The following is a 17,242-nucleotide window of genomic DNA, read 5'->3' as shown; positions in this document are numbered from 1 at the left end:
CGCGCATTGCGCGGTTTTTTCGTTTCTGGCGTTGGGCGTCGTGAGTGCACGGTTATGCACTGTGACTCCACTACTCAAGATCGTGAGCATTAGGGAGTTCGTCGGACACGTGGTGCCGATCGAAACGCAGTGCGTTGCAGTAGAGAAACAACAGCGCCGCCAACGCTTGGTTCTGTGTGCCCGCAGACACCTGCGCATCGGTCGCCAAGCGGGTGAGGAACGTCTCGACCTCCGCCTGGCCCATCTGCGCCGGATGGCGCTTGCCGCTAGCCAAGATGAAGCGTCGTCTCCAACTCAGATAGGCCTGCTCGGTGCCGTACCCGCAGGCGGTCGCGCACCTGATCGACTAGCCGGAGCGATGGAGGTGCTGTCACGCCAATGTTTTTGGGGGTGTATTTCATACGCCCGCCTCCTTGCTGGATAACAAGGCAAGCACCCGCATGGTCGCGGCCGCTTGCCGTCGTGCAATCCCGTAACCCCGGCTAGGATTTCCCCCGTTCACAAAGCGGCAGCGATCGAAGATACTCAGCGCAACACCGCATTTCGGCGGTCCAATAGTAGTTAGGCGGCCATGAAAGTATTTTTATCGCTCGTAGCAGCAGCGCTCATAGCTACCGGTTGCTCTACCGCGCCTCCACGTATCACCACCAACGAACCTAGTCCTACATCCGCGCCCGAGACAATATTGGGCACATGGGAGTTCACGACCACAGGCAAGGACGGCATTCGCAAGTCCGCCTTCAAGCTCAGTGATACACCGGCGGACACTTGCATTTCCGGTGAGTGGTTTAAGGCAAAGGTGATCTCGGCGGGAGAACTCAAACCGTCAGACCCGGCTTACACCTATTCAAACGGACGCCTTGAGCTCCTGATAACAAACGGACTCTGTGATGCATACACCTCGTTTGTTGGGACAGTTTCTGGCGCTCAATTTGACGGCACTTATGTTTCCTATGGACTATTTGGCGGCACAGAGCATGGCAAGGTTGTCGGGTTCCGGCGCCGTTAGCTGGCCGCCTAACAATTCATTCAAGCCGAAGCCGCTTCGCGACTCGGCTTAATTCAGGCGTTAGGCCGCAACGATGCGATCCCACAATCTCAAGTTATTTGCCGACTACTTCCAGTTCTGCCTGCAGGACGAGGCGGCGAGTGGCGACCTGTCTGATGCGTGGAGTCCGGCAGCTGTCCAGCGCATGTTTGCTGTCTCAACCGGCGTTGTCGGTATCGGCACCGTGCGCAATATAGATGTGCCAGTGAAGCTTGAGTTCTTGGACTCGGAACCATTCACTGACTTCACAAACTTCGACCATGTTGTCGAGGGATCACTCCTTGTCAAAAGCGGCCCGCTTGTAGTGGCCGGCCGTACGGACTATTTGCCTGACGCAGCACGCTTCGGCCTAGAGCCTGGTACTTACACTGTCAGGCTTTCCTCCTCCGGCCTGCGCTCACTGTCGGAGGACGGACTTGATGGTCAAGACCACTACCGCGTGCAGCTATGGCAAGCTTCGCCCATTGAGCCGACCGTCCTGAAACAGGGTGCGGTCTAACAATTCATTCAAGCCGAACTGGCTTCGCCAGTCGGCTTAATTCAGGCGTTAGGCGTCACATGGACCTATCCAAGTACTTTGAGAGGAATGATGGGTCGTTGCCCGAGGTCGAGGTGAAATTCTCGAACCGGTCAGCTGTATCTGTGGCCTTTAAGCACCTTTATGATCGCGGTGCTCGGAATGTGACCGTCAATGGCGGCTACGTTTGGATCAAGGAGACCCAGTCGGAAAAGCCATTCGGCGGCCCTGAAGACGCCGTTCTTGTCGCATCTGGAGCTGCCGAGGCCTTCCACGTCGTTCTGGGTGGTATCGCCGGCACTGATTGCCCAATTCCGGACTTGGGAGTGTTCGTTTTCACTGATAGCCTAGCGTTGGACTATCGGATGGGATCTGACTGGGGTCCGCCTGAGATTCAGTCCTGGCTCGAGTTACTACGTCAGTTACTCGGCCTTGGCGGTGAGGTTTCTGTTCCGTGGTGGGGCGCTGACGGTGAGCGTGATTTTCTTGTTGCTCTCAGTAGCACCTAACAAATCATTCAAGCCGACGCCGCTTCGCGGCACGGCTTAACTCAAGCAGTGGTCGACATGAAATGTTTCGTCATTGATTGCAGCAACATCACGACGGCTGCTCAGTTCTGGGAAACGTACTTGGCCGTTGTCAAGCCAGAAGGTGCGGGGCTATTTGGCCGGAACCTAGATGCTTTCAATGACGCTCTTGCGGGTGGTCCGGGCTATCCTGGCGAGTGCGAGTTAAGCTTGTTCAATTCTTCCAGACTGCACCATCTGGACAACGGCCAGTTTCTTCGCCACCTCCGTGAGATAGCGACGGAACCACACAACGAGGCGATTGTCTTAGTTTTTCGGTAGCCGCCTAAAAATTCATTCAAGCCGAACCCGCTTCGCGGGTCAGCTTGATTCACGCTTTATGCCCTTTGGAGAGATCATGGACGTCCCGAAGAATCCGCTAGAAGAGGCACTTGCCCGAGCGGCTGACGAGCCCGCTTCGCGACCGGACTTCTACAGAGTTCTTCTTGACTCGGAGATCTTCGTTATCGGATACACGGACGCACCTGGTGATGGCCAAGGCACGATCCCTGCCGGCGCGAAGCTCTCTCTAGTCAACTTTGAGAAATCCGACGGAACGCCCTTCGTCCCTTTCTTCACGAGCCTTGAGACGCTGCAGAGAGTGTTGAGGGAAGAGACGCGCTATGTGGCGATGCCTTCACGAAGCTTTTTCGAGATCACGCGAGGTGCAACCCTTGTCCTTAATCCGGGGGTAAGCTACGGAAAAGAGTTTTTCCCTAATGAGATTGACGCTCTTCTAACAGCGGGCATAAATCACATCGCAGATCAAAGGGTGGTTGAGAAAGAGACAAAGGTTCTTTTGGGTCAACCAGCGAATTATCCAACCCGGTTGGTTGGTTCACTTTCTAAGCTCTTCAAGAAAAGCCCGAATGTTCGTGCAGCCTATCTTTGCTTGATGCACGATCCAGCAGCTTTCTCGGCGCCAGCACTTCTCGTTGGCATTGAGGGCGATGGAGATCTCGGAATGGTTATCAGAGAGGCGGGTGCAATCGCAGCAGACACAGTGCCGAGTGGGGAGATGGTTGATTTGACTCGGGTGCAACGAGGCGACGCTGGCTTGAGCAGTTACTTCATCGATTCCGTAAAACCATTCTATGAGCGTTCGTGGACCGCAAGAATTCGTTCGGTCTTCTTGCGCGGAAGGGCGTAACTACCCGTTAGAGCACATCAGTTGGTGGGTCCGGCTTCGGTCGGTTTGCAGTCAGGCGTACAGTCGGCTTCGGGCAGTAATCATTACCGTTGCTGGTGACGACAGGGGCGATACTTCGCCCGTGTACCTCATTGCCGCGCTGCACTCGTTGCGTCCGGCTTCGATGGCACCCCGCATCGGAGCGTCGCTGGGCAGGCTCCATCTACCCAACCTGTGGCACACTCGGTCCAGGCGGCGATGCCGGGGAGCATGGTTGCACCATCCAACCTTTGCGACCACTCATCGCCTAACATCTCTTTCAATCTTAGGCCACATGATAAAGATTGCAGCTGGTTTCTTGCTCTTCTTGGTGGCAGCCGCGGCTTCTGCTCATCAAGATCGCATTTTCCGGATTGGCGAAGATGGGACTCTGGGTGCCGTACCGGCCACCTATGGTCCTGTCAAAGTTCATATCAATCGTGCTAAGGGAAATCCTGGAACATTGACAAGAGTTGCGATTTCATCGCCTCATTTCAACGTCGTGTTGAATCAATGCATCCTAGGCAAGCTTCGGGATGTAACTAAAGTTGAGGCCAGCGGCTCTTGGTATCATACGCGCGTAAACCTACCTGCCTACGTATCACTGACTTTCTATAGCGGAAAATATGATCTTCGCAGCTATAGCAATAGCTACTATTCGGTTACTTTCTCGCTTCTTGATGGGCATATTCTCTCGGGTCAGCGCGCTTGGGATCCGCTGGTTGGTAGTTGGCGAGCGCAGATCATAGATCCGGCTGATAAATGCTCGCACTGGCAGCACCTGGCCATGTGGCCTAACAATTCAGTCAAGCCGACGCCGCTTCGCAGCGGGGCTTAACTCAGGTGTTAGGCGGCGTTAGAGCAAGGAACTTCTTGGCTCCTGCTTCGGTAACTTAGCAGGCACGCATGCGGTTGGTTCCGTACAGCATCCATCGCCGTTGCTGATTGCGGTAAGTTCGGCGCTTTGCTTGTTTGTCGTTGCCGCGCTGTGCTCATTGTGTTTGACTTCGATGGCACCCCGCGTCGGGGCATCGCTGGCAAGCTCGATCCCGCAAGCTGTGGCACACTCGGTGCAGGCGGCAGTGCTGGGGAGCATGGTTGCACCATCCAACCTTTGCGGCCACTCACTGCCTAACAATTCATTCAAGCCGAAGCCACTTCGTGGCTCGGCTTAATTCAAGCGTTAAGGGGCATTGGAAGTGAGTAAAGGCGACCTGCACTTGATAGAGCGCATGGGCCACATGACTTGCCTCGACAAACAGACCGCGCTCTGGGAAAGCGGTTGGTGGGCCATTTCGCCTGAAACTGCGTCCTTGCTGGTGGGTGGCCGGATCTACTTCCACAAGGCACAAGACAAGCCTTCATTTTTCGGCGGACGCATTGTTGAGTCGCGTGTTGAGACCGAGGGCAGTTGGCCGGGCCGTGTACTTTTCAAGTTCATAGCCGGTCAGGAATTCAAAGGTGTAAGGGCTGGTCGTGACGGCTGGAGCATGGAGAAAAAGCTTGTTCCGTCGCTAATTGCCCCCTAACAATTCATTCAAGCCGACGCCGCTTCGCGGCGCGGCTTAATTCAGGCGTTAGGCATCAGATTATGCGCGTCGAGAACGTTGAAATTTTCTCAGACCAATCAAACACGCCGGTGATTAGGCATCCCGGCCGCCAGTTCCCTGGCGTACTCGTGCAGGGCGACACCCTTCATATGTTGTGCGCTCAGGCTACTGAGGCATTGTCGGACAGTCCTGACTCCCGGGACGAGCTCCAAGATCTGCACAACAAGCTGCTAAGTATGCTTGCTCACTACAAGACCGTACTCAATGAGCATCAGGTTCCGCTATCTTTCGTGGAGACGCCTGATGCCTAACCATTCATTCAAACCGACGCCGCTTCGCGGCTCGGCTTAATTCAGGCGTTAGGCGCCAATGATTCAACTCCCGCCAAGGCCGACGGAAATCTATGCAGCTTTCAGCGCTTGCTGCGTGCTGGCCGTGGTGGTGCTGCATGGCAACGGCCAACTGAAGGGCCAAGAAGATCTCGTATTCTTCGCCATGCTTTCGCTGAGCATCATCCTGCAGATCTTTACTGGGTATCCGTTTGAGCGGGTCACGTTAGTCGGGGAGCACAAGAGCCGGCAATTGGCTCGTTACCGCGTGTCCTTGGCTCTTAGCATCGTCGTAGCGGTAGTGATCTTGGTTCTGGCGCTGGCACGTCGCGGATACGTATTTGGCGCCTAACTACTCGTTCAAGCCGACGCCGCTTCGCGGCGCGGCTTAACTCAGGTGTTAGGCAGTGGTGGAGCAGATCAATCGATGAGTCCGGCTTCGGCCAGTCCGCTGGCATGCACACCGTCGGCTCCGGGCAGCAGTCATCAGCGTTTTTGGTAGCGGTAGGTTCGGCGCTTCGCCCTGGCGCGTCATTCCCGCGCTGCGCCCGTTACATTTGGCTTCGGGGACATCACGCGCCGGGGGCACCGCTGGTCAAGCTCCATCCCGCAAGCTGTGGCACACTCGGTCCAGGCGGCAGTGCTGGGGAGCATGGTTGCACCATCCAACCTTTGCGGCCACTCACTGCCTAACAACTCATTCAAGCCGAAGTTGCTTCGCAACTCGGCTTAATTCAAGCGTTAGCCGCATCGAACATGATCGAGCAATCTCAAGCCATGCTCCACATCGTTGAGGCCTGCCCTTCCTTTCGTTCCGCTTGGAAGGCACACCTGCTCGAGTACGGCAACGACGTCTTGTATGTCGCTGCTGGAGAGCTGGCCGATCACTTGCTTGTGCTGCATAGGGCCGGCGACTCATCGACCTTCCCCGACCTGGCTGCCGCAGTTGAGCGGCTACATGTTAGCGGTTCCCCTTGGGTCCAAGAGTTCGCTACTGTCGGCATTCTGGAGGCCATTCAAAATGTTTGGGGCAACGCGGGAGTCGATCCGGAGACATTTGCTATCCACCTATGCCCCGAGAGCCTCCGGTGGTGGAAAGGCCTCAACAATTTCTGGTCTGGCCGCGCTCCAATTGTCGTCGCAAGCGGCTAACAATTCATTCAAGCCGAACCCGCTTCGCGGGTCGGCTTAATTCCGGTGTTAGGCAGTGGTGGAGCAATTGCGTTGGTGGTTGCCGCTTCGGTGAGTTCGCAGGCGTGCATGCAGTCGGCTCCGGACAGCAGTCATCATCGCTGCTAGTTGCGGTACGTTCGGTGCTTCGCCTTGGCACGTCGTTCCCGCGCTGCGCTCGGTGCACGTGGTTTCGGATGCATCACGCGCCGCTACATCGCTGGGCAAGCTCCATTCCGCAAGCTGTGGCACACTTAGTCCGGGCGGTAGTGCTGGGGAGCATGGTTGCACCATCCAACCTTTGCGGCCACTCACTGCCTAACAACTCATTCAAGCCGAAGCCGCTTCGCGGCTCGGCTTAACTAAGGCGTTAGGGCGCATGTCTCATCCATCGCAAATTTCAACATTAGAAGCGTTTCACAACGCCTATGACGTGTTCGTATTTACTCTTGGATCGCTTGCCGAATCGGCCGATAAGCAGTGCGAGTTGATGGGCGACTACAACACCGCGTGGGAGCTACGGGATGATGCGCTCGCCGGCCACTACTTGATCGGCTCCGGTCTCTTTACAGAGCAACAAGAGGCGGGCATTCTTGAGTTTCTAGCGCAAATAGATCTCATCCCGGTAATCGAGATGCCGTTCGGATCTGGTCGCGCCGTAAATCTTGCAGCTATGCAAAATCCGGCTTGGGAGCCGATCCGTGATCTGGCGCAGCAACTTCTGGCACTCTTGCCGCCTGTAACTGCTGCAAACAGGGCATATCTCGGTCTCTCGGATGCGCCTAACAATTCATTCAAGCCGACGCCGCTTCGCGGCGCGGCTTAATTCAAGCGTTAGCCCCACTGAACATGACTGATCCAACCACAGAAGAAGTTTTTGCCTACCACAAGGCCACTGGCTGTCCGGTGATGCTCGCCAAGGACACGCTCGGAGCTATGCAGCCACTCCTTAGAGAGCGCGTGCTGTTAGCTATCCAACGGCCGAAACGTCAGGGCCTGGTTGATCCCACGCAAGATGATCCGCATTTTGCCCCCCTCATTTCCGCGGCAGCGGTTGAGGCGAGGGAGCTAGCCCAACAAGCTGGGCGCATCGGTAGAGGTAGCTGCCATTTTGTCTGGCGCGAGCAAGCCGGGATCCTTCTTGAGCGCCACGATATCGTGTGGTTCTCACCAAAGCAGATGAATCCGCACATCATGCATGACTAGCAGGGCTAACAATTCATTCAAGCCGAAGCCGCTTCTCGGCTCGGCTTAATTCAGCCATTAGGCGGTGGTGGTTGTCGATTCGGTGAGTTCGCAGGCGTGCATGAGGCTGGCTCCGGGCAGCAGTCATCACCGTTGCGGGTTGAGGTAGGTTCGGTGCTTCGCCTTGGCACATCGTTCCCGCGCTGCGCTTGTTGCCCTTGGCTTCGGCGGCATCACTCGCCGCTGCATCGCTGGGCAAGCTCCATCCCGCAAGCTGTGGCACACTCGGTCCAGGCGGCAGTGCTGGGGAGCAGGGTTGCACCATCCAACCTTCGCGGCCACTCACTGCCTAAAAACTCATTCAAGCCGAAGTTGCTTCGCAACTCGGCTTAATTCAGGCGTTAGGCCGCTCACATGCGACCCAGGCTCTTCGAGACAAAATTTACCGACCTTGGGCTCGTGCTGAGCGACAAAACTATTCTGTACTCCCGGATTTCCGCGTTATCCCATTTCAATCGTCGCCACATCCAGAATCTCGTCCCTACCTACGAGGGATTCTGTATCAACATCAAGCACGATTCCGGGCAGTCCACTTTGCTCTACTGCAATATCAAGCTAAGGCAGTACGCCGGGGCCGGCGGTCCACGCACTTGCTTCAAGATTCCGGCAGAAATTGAGGCGCAGATAACCAGCCTACGCCATGAGTATCTTGCAACCTTGAAGATTCTTTCGGAGAGATCTGGCGTTTCACCCAAGCAGAAAGGCCTCTTGTTTGAAAACGCAATGGAAGTCTTGGCCGTGTTCAAAAACGCCCATGCGGCAGCGGCCTAAAAAATCATTCAAGCCGACGCCACTTCGCGGCGCAGATTAACTCGGGTGTTAGAAATCAGGGGGGACTATGTCGCGCGTCGTCAAAGAGATCAGTGCCACCGGCACTTCAGGGAAAGTAGCCGGTAAGCCATTCTTCGCGGTAGCGAGAGGCGGAAAGTACACCTTGCACTCCGAGGATCTTGCGGCAAAAAGCGGCAAGCCTCTGCGCTACGGAGTAAATAAGGTTCTTGTTGATACGCTCGAAGAAGCGGCTGATCTTCTTGCCACAGGAAGCTTTCATATCCGCGTTTACAACGCGGAGCACAAGCAATCCAATCTACGCGCTCCAGACCAGGTGGTCGTTACGTGAGCCTGAGTTCTAACAGTTCATTCAAGCCGACGCCGCTTCGCGTCGCGGCATAATTCATGCGTTAGTGTCCATGAAAGGTTTTCGGGTGTCAGAAGTAGAGAGCAACTGCCATGTGTACATACTTGCCAGCGAATCACAGGGCCTCGTAAAGGTTGGAAAATCCAACAATGCCAGGCGCGTTCCACACTTGATAGAGATGTGCTACGGCGGAGCCGAGGATTGGCGGCAGGTAGGAATTTTCTCGTTGGCCTCCAACCACGCTGCCGTCGCAGTTGAGAGTATGATTCACGCGCGCCTCGCCAACGAAGGGTTTCGTCGTAGTCGCTTTCCTTGGTTAAATCGATTGAATAACCGTCCGAGCTTTGCGGATGAGTGCTTTACTTGCAGCGCGGAGCATGCCATTTCCACCAGCGAGCACATGGTTTCTGTGTACCAAGCAAGCGTCGCTTGATGGCCGCTAATACTTCATTTAAGCCGACGCCGCTTCGCGGTGCGGCTTAACTCAGTTGTTAGGCCTGCCATGACATTACTGCATCGTGTCACGGCTCTTGCCCTTTTGTGTGCATCTGCTAGCGCATGCTCCACCGAGTACCCCTTGCCCGCGTGTGCATCGGGGTTGCGGCCTTTGACTCTCGTTCCCCCAACGCTCCCCGCCAAACTTCACAACGACTTTGGGGGTAGCGTGGTTATTTCCTTCACTATCGACCTCGACGGTCGTGTCAGGTCAGCTTTCGTCAAATCTGCGGAGTGGCAGCCTGTCGGGCGCACTAGGCCCAGTCCAACTGGGCACAATGAAGTAGTTCTTTCGGTTTTGCGGCAATGGCGTTATCCGTCACAAGCTAGACCGTGTCGCCATCAGGCTTCATTTGAGTTCAAGTTCGACAGCGGCCTGACTTCACCTAGGTGACAGGTCTAACACTTCATTCAAGCCGAAGTCGCTTCGTGGCTCGGCTTAATTCAAGCTTTAGGTTTGCGCATGGCAGTAGTAGAGAAATTGATGGAAACAGCGGTCGCGGATGTCGAGCTTCTTCGCAGGCTCGACAGCCAGGGTGATTGCTTTGGCATTCCAAGAAACGTCAATATCTTGCTGCGCTGTCCGATAGCCGAGAAAGCCGAGATTGTTGCCAGTTGAATCAACGAGTATCAGTACGGCGTAGCTACCGCGCATGACCTGGAGGCATCGCCTAGCGTACTTGTCGTAGTGCACATGCCAATCGAGCAGCATGCACTCCATGCTGTATGTGGATTCATGGTTTGCGTTTGTGAGTTGTACGGTTTGGACTATGATGGGTGAGGTTGTGTCGTCCAGTCGGCGTACACCTAACAATTCATTCAAGCCGACACCGCTTCGCGGTGCGGCTTAGTTCAGGTATTAGGCGGTGGTGGGTCATTACAGCTTCGGCATCCGTCGTCGCGTGATCTTGCGTGTCCAGCGACTGGCTCGCGCGCGACCAGGTGGGCCGATAAAGCTTCATTACGCGCGATTGCGTACCGACGCGGCTCATCAAACCCGTCGGCCATATCCGGCAAATGCCCAAGCCAACCGAGTCGACGCCATGCGTTGCACTGCAGTCAGATGCAACGCACCCGCCACTCACTTCAGGCAATGGTGCCCGCCAGGCATACGAGCGACGCGCGCAGCCTCTCTACGCGTCACAGATTCCAATCGATCCGCATGCCCGCGATCAACGCGTTCTTCAGATCGCTGGTGCGCGTCGGTTCGTTGAACTGGTCCGGGTTGATCACGTAGTGCAGGTTCGGCGCGATGCGCAGGCGCTTGGTGACCTGGATGCCGTAGCTGAGCTCCATCATGATCTGGTTGTCGGCCGGGGTGCCGGTGCCGCCGGCGGAGGCGCGCGCCAGGCGCAGGTTTTCGATCGCCTCGTCGCTGTACTTCTGCTGGGTGATCACAAACGCAATGTTGTCCTGCGGGCGGCTGGCGAAGGTGCCTTTCTGCACCAGGCCGAGCTGCACGAAGTGATCCTCGATCGCCTGGCCGCCGGTGCTCTTGAGCATGGCGGCGAACACGGTCAGGCCGCGGGTGCCGGACGGGTCGGGGTTGGTGACCTGCTGCTCGAAGCGGCCGAACAGGCCCGAGCGGCCTTGCTTGTTTTCATAGCCCAGGCCGCTGAGCACGGCGGGGTTGCCGTTGCGGTCGCGTAGCGGGTCGGTGTAGTCGGAGTTGTCCTGCCAGCCGCCGAGTTCGTACATCGCCGCCAGCGTGCCGTCGCCGCCCTTGTTCTTGTAGCCGATGGCGTAGGGCACCACCACGCCGGTGGTGTCGTCGGTGCTCCACTTCAAACCGTGCTGGCCGTCCTGGGCCTGCACCGGGTTCACTTCATACGCGCCGACATGCACATAGACCTTGGGCGTGACCCAGGCGGTGGCATGCGCGGCCCAGCTGGAGACCGGCCAGTAGGTGAAGTTGCTGGTGCGGAACACGAAGGTGGGGTTGCCGCAGGCCGAGTTGCCCTGGAAGTACTGGCACAGGTCCGAGCCGAGGAAGTGGATATTGGCCACGCTGCGGCCGGCTTCCAGTTCCAGGCGGTCGTTGAACAGTTTCTGCAGCAGGGTGAAGTTGGCCAGCCGCGTGCCCTGGCCGCCGTAGATTTCCTGCACCGAGGTGCTGTTGCCGATGCTGCTGTTGGACAGGTTGGTGCCATGACGGTTGGAGACGTACAGCTTGACCGTGGCGCCGTTCCAGCCGAACAGGCGGTCCATGTCCACGTCGGTGCCGACCATCAGCTGGCCGGCGTAGGCATCGCCGTTCTTGCGGCCGCCATCGATCATCGACGCCGCTTCGCCGGTGTAACCCAGCTTGAGCTTGAAGGCGTCGGCGGCCTCCTGCGCGTGGGCCAAGGGGGCCAGCGCCATGGCAAGCGACAGGCACAGCAGACGATGGGAGGCGCGGTGGGAGAGCAGGGCGGACATGGCAGGACTCCGAACAAAGAGGGCGTGGCCGAGATGGCGGACGCGACAGCAAGGGGATGGGCAAGCCGCTGGCGGCGCGCGATCAATGCGCGGCGCGGCGGGGTAACAGCAATCAGCGGTGACGCGCGTCCGGCGCGTCGGATGCGGCGGCAGCTGCCTGCCGCCGCGGGTTGGCTCAGGCGACGACGTCGGCCACCGGCTTCTTGAGCACGCGCAGGGCGATGGCGGTGACCACCACGCCGGCAAGCAAGGCCAGCACATACATCGCCAGATGGGTGACGGCATTGGGGATCAGCAGCACGAAGATGCCGCCATGCGGGGCCTTCAGTTCGGCGCCGACCGACATCGAGATCGCACCGGCCACGGCCGAGCCGATCACCAGCGCCGGAATGGTGCGCAGCGGGTCGCGCGCGGCGTAGGGGATGGCGCCTTCGGTGACGAAGGCCAGCCCGAGCACGCCGGCGGCGGTGGCCGAGCCGCGCTCTTCGACGGTGAAGCGGTTGCGGAATACCCAGGTGGCCAGCGCGATGCCCAGCGGCGGGGTCATGCCGGCGACCATGGCGGCGGCCATCGGGGTATAGACCTGGCTGGCGATCAGACCAGTCGAAAAAGCGTAGGCGGCCTTGTTGACCGGCCCGCCCATGTCGAAGGCCATCATGCCGCCAAGCAACAGGCCCAGCAGCAGCGCGCTGCTGCCCTGCATGCCGCGCAGCCAGGCGGTGAGCCAGGCCAGCAGGTCGGCGACCGGCTGGCCGAACACGTACATCATCGCCAGCCCGACCAGCAGCGTGCCCAGCACCGGCAGGATCAGCACCGGCTTGAGTCCTTCCAGGTTGCGCGGCAGCTTGATATATCGGTTGAGCGCGGCCACACCGTAGCCGGCGATGAAGCCCGCAATAATTCCGCCGAGGAAACCCGCATTGAGATTGGCCGCGACCAGCCCGCCGATCATGCCGGGCGCGATGCCGGGGCGGTCGGCGATGGAGTAGGCGATATAGCCGGCCAGCGCGGGCACCATCAGGGTGAAGCCGGCCTTGGCGCCGATCTGAAACAGCGACCAGGCCAGCATGCCCTGGTGCGCATCGTCGCCGGCATAGATGCCGCCGAGCGCGAAGGCCAGTGCGATCAGCAGGCCGCCGGCGGTGACGAAGGGCAGCATGAACGACACGCCGGTCATCAGATGCTTGTAGGCGCCGGTGCGGCCGTTGCCCTTGCTTGCGGCCGTGCTGGCGGCGGTGCCGGTGGCCGGCGCCGCGCCGCCCTGTACGCCGGCCTCGGCCAGCGCCTTGTTGATCAGGGCCGGGCCGTCGTTGATGGCCGGCTTGGTGCCGCTCTTGAGCACGCGCTTGCCGGCGAAACGGGCCAGGTCCACTTCGCGGTCGGCGGCGATGATGACCACATCGGCCGCGCGGATTTCCTCGTCGGTCAATGCGTCCTGCGCACCCACCGAACCTTGCGTTTCCACGCGCATCTGGTGGCCAAGCTTCTTGGCGGCCTGCTGCAGGCCTTCGGCGGCCATGAAGGTGTGCGCGATGCCGGTGGGGCAGGAGGTGATCGCAACGATGCGCTTGCCGCCTGCGCCGGATGCGTCGGTCGCTGCCGGTGTGCTGGCTGGTGCGGTGGGGGCAGCGAGCTGGCTGACGGCGGCGACCGGATCGTCCAGCACCGCACCCAGGCTCAGGTGCAGCAGTTGCGCATCGCCGAAGCGCGCGGTGTCGGCATCGGCATCGCCGACGACCAGGACCTGCGCGGCGCCGCTGGTCAGCTCGGTCGGCAGCGCGCCGAGCACGCCCTGGTCGCTGCGGATTTCGATCGTCACGCTGCGTCCGGCGGCGGTGGCCGCGCGGCGCAGCGCTTCGGCCGCCAGGACGGCTTCGGTACTGCGTTCGCCGGCGGCGATGACCACGATGGAAGAGGACATGGCAAAACTCCTGCTGTATTGCGGTCGCCGGTGAGGCCGGCGGGGGAATTGGGGCGTTACGCGTACGGGTGACGCGTGCCGGGATGGCGGCGGTCGGAACGATGCGCGGAGACCTGCGTGGCGGTCGCCGCCTGGTGCAAGGCCGCGCTCACGACAGCATCTCGATCACGACCTGGCTTGCAGCACGCCGCACGCCGTCGGCGCTGAGCCTGCGCGCGTCGCCGCTTTCCAGCCGGCACATCGAAAACGCCGTGGCCAGCCGTGCGCACTGCTCCAGATCGGTGGCCGCATCCAGCAGTGCGGCGGCCAGTCCGGCCACCATCGCATCGCCTGCGCCCACGCTGCTGCCCTGCGCCAGCCGCGGCGGACGCGCGATCAGTCGCTGGTCGCGCTGCACGAACAACGCACCGTCGGTGCCCATCGAAATCACCACCAGCTGGATGCCGCGCGCGAGTAGTTCGTGCGCAGCGGCGCTGAGCGCGGCGCGGTCGGTGAGCGGTCGGCCGGTCCAGGCTTCCAGTTCGTGGCGGTTCGGCTTGACCGCGTACGGCAGGGCGTCGCGGGCGGCGCCCAATGCGGCCACCAGCGGCGCACCGCTGGTATCGAGCAGGACGCGTGCGCCGGCGGCGCTGGCCTGCGCCTGCAGCTGCGCCCAGCTGTCGTCCGGCAGGCCGGCAGGCAGGCTGCCGGACAGCACCACCGGCAGGCCGGGGCGCAGCAGCGGCGCGAGTTGATCGGCTACGCCCTGTAGATGCGCGCTGGTCAGCTGCAGGCCGGGCAGGTTGATGTCGGTGGTGTCGTTGCTGCGCGCCTCCACCAGCTTGAGATTGGTGCGGGTTTCGCCGGCCACGCGCTGGCAGTGGTCGACGATGCCGCGCTCGCGGAACAGCGCTTCGAACACGCCGGCATTGCCGCCGCCGAGCACGCCAAGTGCGGCGACACCGGTGCCCCAATCGGCCAGGCAGGCAGCCACGTTGATGCCCTTGCCGCCGGCATCGTTGCGCACGCTGCTGGCGCGATGCACGGCGCCGGGCTGCAGGCTGTCGAGCCGGATGGTCTGGTCGATCGCCGGATTCAGCGTAACGGTGATGGCCTGCAGGCTCATGCCACGTCCCCGCGCTGCGCTTCCAGTGCGCGCACCTGCTCGGCGGTTTCGCAGTCCAGCGCCCGTTCTGCCAACTGCCGCAACTGGCCGATCGACGACGCGCGCAGGCGCGCTTTCACCGAGGGGATGTCGTTGGGCGTCATCGACAGTTCCTGCACGCCCAGGCCGGCCAACAGGCTGGCGCCGAACGCATCGCCGGCCAGGCCGCCGCACACGCCGACCCAGCGGTCGTGCTTGCGCGCGCCCTCGATCGTGCTGCGGATCATGCGCAGCACGGCCGGATGCAGGCTGTCGGCCTCGGCGGCCAGCTCCGGGTTCTGGCGGTCGATCGCCAGCACGTACTGGGTGAGGTCGTTGGTGCCGATCGAGAAGAAGTCCGCATGCCGCGCCAGCACGTCGGCCTGCGCGGCGGCGGCGGGCACTTCGATCATGATGCCGATCGGAACCTCGGGCGCGTCGAGTTCGGCGCGTAGGCGTTCACAGATCTCGCGCAAGGCGATCAGCTCCGGCACCGAGGTGATCATCGGGAACATGATCGACAGCCGCGCACCATCTTTTGCAGCGCGATAAAGCGCACGCAGTTGCGGTTCGAGCAGGTCGGGGCGACGCAGCAGCAGGCGCGCGCCACGCACGCCCAGGAACGGGTTTTCTTCGTGCGGCAGTTCCAGATGCGCCACCTGCTTGTCGCCGCCGATGTCCAGCGCGCGCACGATCAGCGGGCGGCCCCCCAGCGCCTGCGCCATCGCCAGGTAGGTCTGGTGCTGCTCGTCTTCGCTGGGTGTGCGTCCGCTTTCCAGGAACAGGAATTCGGTGCGCATCAGGCCGACGCCTTCGGCGCCCTGGGTCAGCGCCATCGCCACCTGGTCGGGCAGGTTGACGTTGGCGCCGATGTCGATGTGGTGGCCGTCGGTGGTCTCGGCGGGCAGAGCGCGCTGGGCGGCCTCGCGCTCGCGGATGGCCTGTTGCTCGGCGATATGCGTGCGGGCCGCGTCCAGATCCTGCGCGGACGGGTTGACGTACAGGCGTCCGCTGCTGCCGTCGATGATGGCGGTGACGCCGTCTTCGATATCCAGCAACTGGCCGCCGGCCGCGACCAGCGCCGGCAGTCCCAGGGTGCGCGACAGGATCGCGGTATGCGAGGTCGGGCCGCCCTGCGCGGTGGCCAGGCCGAACACGCGTGCGGTGTCCAGGTTGGCGGTATCCGACGGCGACAGGTCGCTGGCCAGCAGGATGCAGGGTTGGTCGGGCAGGTCGGTGAGGCCGGCGCCGGCGGCGGCCGGGTCGAGCTGGGCCAGCACGCGGCGGCCGACGTCGCGCAGGTCGGCCGCGCGCCCGGCCAGCACCGGGTTGCCCAGCGCCGCCAGGCCCGAGGCGATCTGTTCCACCGCCTGATGCCACGACCATGCCACGCCGTGGCCTTCGACCATCAGCTGGCAGGTGCGGGTGATCAGGTCGGTGTCGTTGAGCAGCTCGGCCTGGGCCTTGAAGATCGCCGCGTCCGAGGCGCCGAGCCGGCGCTGGGTGTCGTCCTGGATCGCCGCCAGCTGCTGGCGGGTGCGGGTCAGCGCGTCGTGCAGCAGCGCGCCGCCATCGCCCAGGCCGACCGGTTGATCGGCCACCTCGGTCTGCGCCGCGCGCAGCCGGTGCACGATGCCGATCGCTACGCCCGGGCTGGCGCCGATGCCGACGATGCCCGGCTGCGCCTGCGGCGGCGTCCAGCCCGCCACCGGCGCGGCGCGGCGTTGCGCGGCGCGTTCGGCATCGGCCTTTTCCTGCGCGGTCAGGCTGTCCATCACCGCGCGCAGGCGCTTGAGCAAGGCAGCGGCATCGCTGCCTTCGGCCGAGACGGTGATGCTGTCGCCGGCACGCAGGCCCAGCTGCAGCAGGCCGACCAGGCTCTTGGCATCGGCGGCCTGGTCGCCGGCGCGCACCTGCGCACGCGCCGAGAAGCCGCGTGCGGTCTCGGCCCAGCGTGTGGCGGGGCGGGCGTGCAGGCCGCTGGGGTAGGCGATGGTCCACGCGAAGGTTTCGGCCAGGTCGGTGGCCGGTGCGGCGCTGGTGTCCGGCGCACGGTCACCGGTGAGCGCGGCCACGATCACGCCGGGGTCGTCGGTGGTGAACAGCGCTTCCAGCTGCGCAGGGTCCTGGATCAGGCGGGTCAGCCGGCGCAGCAGGGTGATATGGGTGTCGGACTGGGCGGCGATGCCCACCACCAGCCGGGTGGTCTGGCCCGGGTTCCACTCCACGCCCTCGGGCAGCTGCAGTACCGCGATGCCGTCGCGGCGCACCAGGTGACGGTCTTCGCCAACGCCGTGCGGGATCGCCAGGCCGTGACCGAGGAAGGTATTGGCCAGGCCTTCTCGGCGCCGCATGCTGGCGTCGTAACCGGGCGCCACACAGCCTGCGGCGACCAGCAGCTGGGCGGCCTGTGCGATGGCGTCGTCCTTGTCGCGGGCCTGCGCACGCAGACGGATGAGCTCGGGAGTGACGGGGGCGGGCGACGGAGAAGACAAGGCGGGCTCCGATTGGGGGATCAGGCTGGGAAGTATAGTGGGAACGTTCCCACGATCCA

Annotated in this window: 18 protein-coding genes; 12 read left to right on the top strand and 6 right to left on the bottom strand. The window is 61.5% G+C overall.

From position 1 onward, the window contains the following. Nucleotides 1–70: 70 nt before the first annotated feature. A complete protein-coding gene (locus FHY18_RS02465) occupies nucleotides 71–274 on the bottom strand; it encodes a phage integrase N-terminal SAM-like domain-containing protein (RefSeq protein ID WP_259150780.1) in 204 nt (67 codons plus the stop codon). A 297-nt stretch (nucleotides 275–571) separates the two neighbouring features. Between FHY18_RS02465 and FHY18_RS02460 the strand changes: the two genes are divergently transcribed. From FHY18_RS02460 to FHY18_RS02405, 12 genes are all read left to right on the top strand, one after another. Continuing rightward, the gene (locus FHY18_RS02460; RefSeq protein WP_259150779.1) at nucleotides 572–1,009 is read left to right on the top strand and encodes a hypothetical protein; all 438 of its coding nucleotides are present in this window, start codon (nucleotides 572–574) and stop codon (nucleotides 1,007–1,009) included. A 73-nt stretch (nucleotides 1,010–1,082) separates the two neighbouring features. Beyond that, entirely contained in the window at nucleotides 1,083–1,547 is a 465-nt protein-coding gene (locus tag FHY18_RS02455; protein ID WP_259150777.1) for a hypothetical protein, read from the top strand. Between the two features lie 98 nt (nucleotides 1,548–1,645). Further along, nucleotides 1,646–2,074 carry a hypothetical protein gene (locus FHY18_RS02450; RefSeq protein WP_259150776.1) on the top strand — a complete coding sequence of 143 codons (429 nt, stop codon included), beginning with the start codon at nucleotides 1,646–1,648 and terminating at the stop codon, nucleotides 2,072–2,074. A 415-nt stretch (nucleotides 2,075–2,489) separates the two neighbouring features. Beyond that, nucleotides 2,490–3,281, top strand: coding sequence for an enhanced serine sensitivity protein SseB C-terminal domain-containing protein (locus FHY18_RS02445; RefSeq protein ID WP_228419230.1), 792 nt, complete (start codon nucleotides 2,490–2,492; stop codon nucleotides 3,279–3,281). Between the two features lie 313 nt (nucleotides 3,282–3,594). Next, entirely contained in the window at nucleotides 3,595–4,137 is a 543-nt protein-coding gene (locus FHY18_RS02440; protein WP_259150774.1) for a hypothetical protein, read from the top strand. 361 nt (nucleotides 4,138–4,498) lie between these two features. Then, entirely contained in the window at nucleotides 4,499–4,828 is a 330-nt protein-coding gene (locus FHY18_RS02435; RefSeq protein ID WP_259150772.1) for a hypothetical protein, read from the top strand. Between the two features lie 390 nt (nucleotides 4,829–5,218). Beyond that, nucleotides 5,219–5,530: a hypothetical protein gene (locus tag FHY18_RS02430; RefSeq protein ID WP_259150771.1), complete on the top strand. Its 312-nt coding sequence runs from the start codon at nucleotides 5,219–5,221 to the stop codon at nucleotides 5,528–5,530. Nucleotides 5,531–5,934: 404 nt separating this feature from the next. Continuing rightward, on the top strand, nucleotides 5,935–6,330 hold the full coding sequence (locus FHY18_RS02425; RefSeq protein ID WP_259150770.1) for a hypothetical protein: 396 nt from the start codon (nucleotides 5,935–5,937) through the stop codon (nucleotides 6,328–6,330). 397 nt (nucleotides 6,331–6,727) lie between these two features. Then, nucleotides 6,728–7,174 (top strand): hypothetical protein, encoded by a 447-nt coding sequence (locus FHY18_RS02420; protein WP_259150769.1) that lies wholly within the window; start codon nucleotides 6,728–6,730, stop codon nucleotides 7,172–7,174. A 23-nt stretch (nucleotides 7,175–7,197) separates the two neighbouring features. Next, entirely contained in the window at nucleotides 7,198–7,554 is a 357-nt protein-coding gene (locus tag FHY18_RS02415) for a hypothetical protein (protein WP_259150768.1), read from the top strand. 393 nt (nucleotides 7,555–7,947) lie between these two features. Next, entirely contained in the window at nucleotides 7,948–8,364 is a 417-nt protein-coding gene (locus tag FHY18_RS02410; protein ID WP_259150767.1) for a hypothetical protein, read from the top strand. Nucleotides 8,365–8,431: 67 nt separating this feature from the next. Then, nucleotides 8,432–8,713, top strand: coding sequence for a hypothetical protein (locus tag FHY18_RS02405; protein ID WP_259150766.1), 282 nt, complete (start codon nucleotides 8,432–8,434; stop codon nucleotides 8,711–8,713). A gap of 964 nt (nucleotides 8,714–9,677) precedes the next feature. On the opposite strand, the gene FHY18_RS02400 is transcribed toward FHY18_RS02405, so the two are convergent. From FHY18_RS02400 to ptsP, 5 genes are all read right to left on the bottom strand, one after another. Continuing rightward, nucleotides 9,678–9,938: a hypothetical protein gene (locus FHY18_RS02400; RefSeq protein ID WP_259150765.1), complete on the bottom strand. Its 261-nt coding sequence runs from the start codon at nucleotides 9,936–9,938 to the stop codon at nucleotides 9,678–9,680. A 428-nt stretch (nucleotides 9,939–10,366) separates the two neighbouring features. Beyond that, a complete protein-coding gene (locus FHY18_RS02395; RefSeq protein WP_259150764.1) occupies nucleotides 10,367–11,644 on the bottom strand; it encodes a carbohydrate porin in 1,278 nt (425 codons plus the stop codon). A 175-nt stretch (nucleotides 11,645–11,819) separates the two neighbouring features. Then, complete coding sequence (locus FHY18_RS02390) at nucleotides 11,820–13,565, bottom strand: fructose-specific PTS transporter subunit EIIC (RefSeq protein WP_259150763.1); 1,746 nt, start codon at nucleotides 13,563–13,565, stop codon at nucleotides 11,820–11,822. A 148-nt stretch (nucleotides 13,566–13,713) separates the two neighbouring features. Beyond that, nucleotides 13,714–14,670, bottom strand: a complete 957-nt coding sequence (gene pfkB, locus FHY18_RS02385; protein ID WP_259150762.1) for a 1-phosphofructokinase — start codon at nucleotides 14,668–14,670, stop codon at nucleotides 13,714–13,716. Continuing rightward, nucleotides 14,667–17,183, bottom strand: coding sequence for a phosphoenolpyruvate--protein phosphotransferase (gene ptsP, locus FHY18_RS02380; protein ID WP_259150760.1), 2,517 nt, complete (start codon nucleotides 17,181–17,183; stop codon nucleotides 14,667–14,669). The genes pfkB and ptsP overlap by 4 nt, the downstream gene beginning before the upstream one ends. Nucleotides 17,184–17,242 lie beyond the last annotated feature (59 nt).

This window comes from Xanthomonas sp. 3793, assembly GCF_024806835.1.
Lineage (GTDB): Bacteria > Pseudomonadota > Gammaproteobacteria > Xanthomonadales > Xanthomonadaceae > Xanthomonas > Xanthomonas arboricola_F.
Note: the sequence above shows the minus strand (reverse complement) of the source record. Positions and strands in the feature narration are given on the sequence as shown.

Bases quoted from the DNA above. Each gene is read 5' to 3' on its own strand.
- FHY18_RS02420 (WP_259150769.1), top strand. From the start codon at position 6,728: ATGTCTCATCCATCGCAAATTTCAACATTAGAAGCGTTTCACAACGCC.
- FHY18_RS02405 (WP_259150766.1), top strand. From the start codon at position 8,432: ATGTCGCGCGTCGTCAAAGAGATCAGTGCCACCGGCACTTCAGGGAAA.
- FHY18_RS02455 (WP_259150777.1), top strand. From the start codon at position 1,083: ATGCGATCCCACAATCTCAAGTTATTTGCCGACTACTTCCAGTTCTGC.
- FHY18_RS02440 (WP_259150774.1), top strand. From the start codon at position 3,595: ATGATAAAGATTGCAGCTGGTTTCTTGCTCTTCTTGGTGGCAGCCGCG.
- FHY18_RS02445 (WP_228419230.1), top strand. From the start codon at position 2,490: ATGGACGTCCCGAAGAATCCGCTAGAAGAGGCACTTGCCCGAGCGGCT.
- FHY18_RS02430 (WP_259150771.1), top strand. From the start codon at position 5,219: ATGATTCAACTCCCGCCAAGGCCGACGGAAATCTATGCAGCTTTCAGC.
- FHY18_RS02415 (WP_259150768.1), top strand. From the start codon at position 7,198: ATGACTGATCCAACCACAGAAGAAGTTTTTGCCTACCACAAGGCCACT.
- FHY18_RS02400 (WP_259150765.1), bottom strand. From the start codon at position 9,938: ATGCTGCTCGATTGGCATGTGCACTACGACAAGTACGCTAGGCGATGC.
- FHY18_RS02425 (WP_259150770.1), top strand. From the start codon at position 5,935: ATGATCGAGCAATCTCAAGCCATGCTCCACATCGTTGAGGCCTGCCCT.
- FHY18_RS02390 (WP_259150763.1), bottom strand. From the start codon at position 13,565: ATGTCCTCTTCCATCGTGGTCATCGCCGCCGGCGAACGCAGTACCGAA.
- pfkB (WP_259150762.1), bottom strand. From the start codon at position 14,670: ATGAGCCTGCAGGCCATCACCGTTACGCTGAATCCGGCGATCGACCAG.
- FHY18_RS02395 (WP_259150764.1), bottom strand. From the start codon at position 11,644: ATGTCCGCCCTGCTCTCCCACCGCGCCTCCCATCGTCTGCTGTGCCTG.
- FHY18_RS02460 (WP_259150779.1), top strand. From the start codon at position 572: ATGAAAGTATTTTTATCGCTCGTAGCAGCAGCGCTCATAGCTACCGGT.
- FHY18_RS02410 (WP_259150767.1), top strand. From the start codon at position 7,948: ATGCGACCCAGGCTCTTCGAGACAAAATTTACCGACCTTGGGCTCGTG.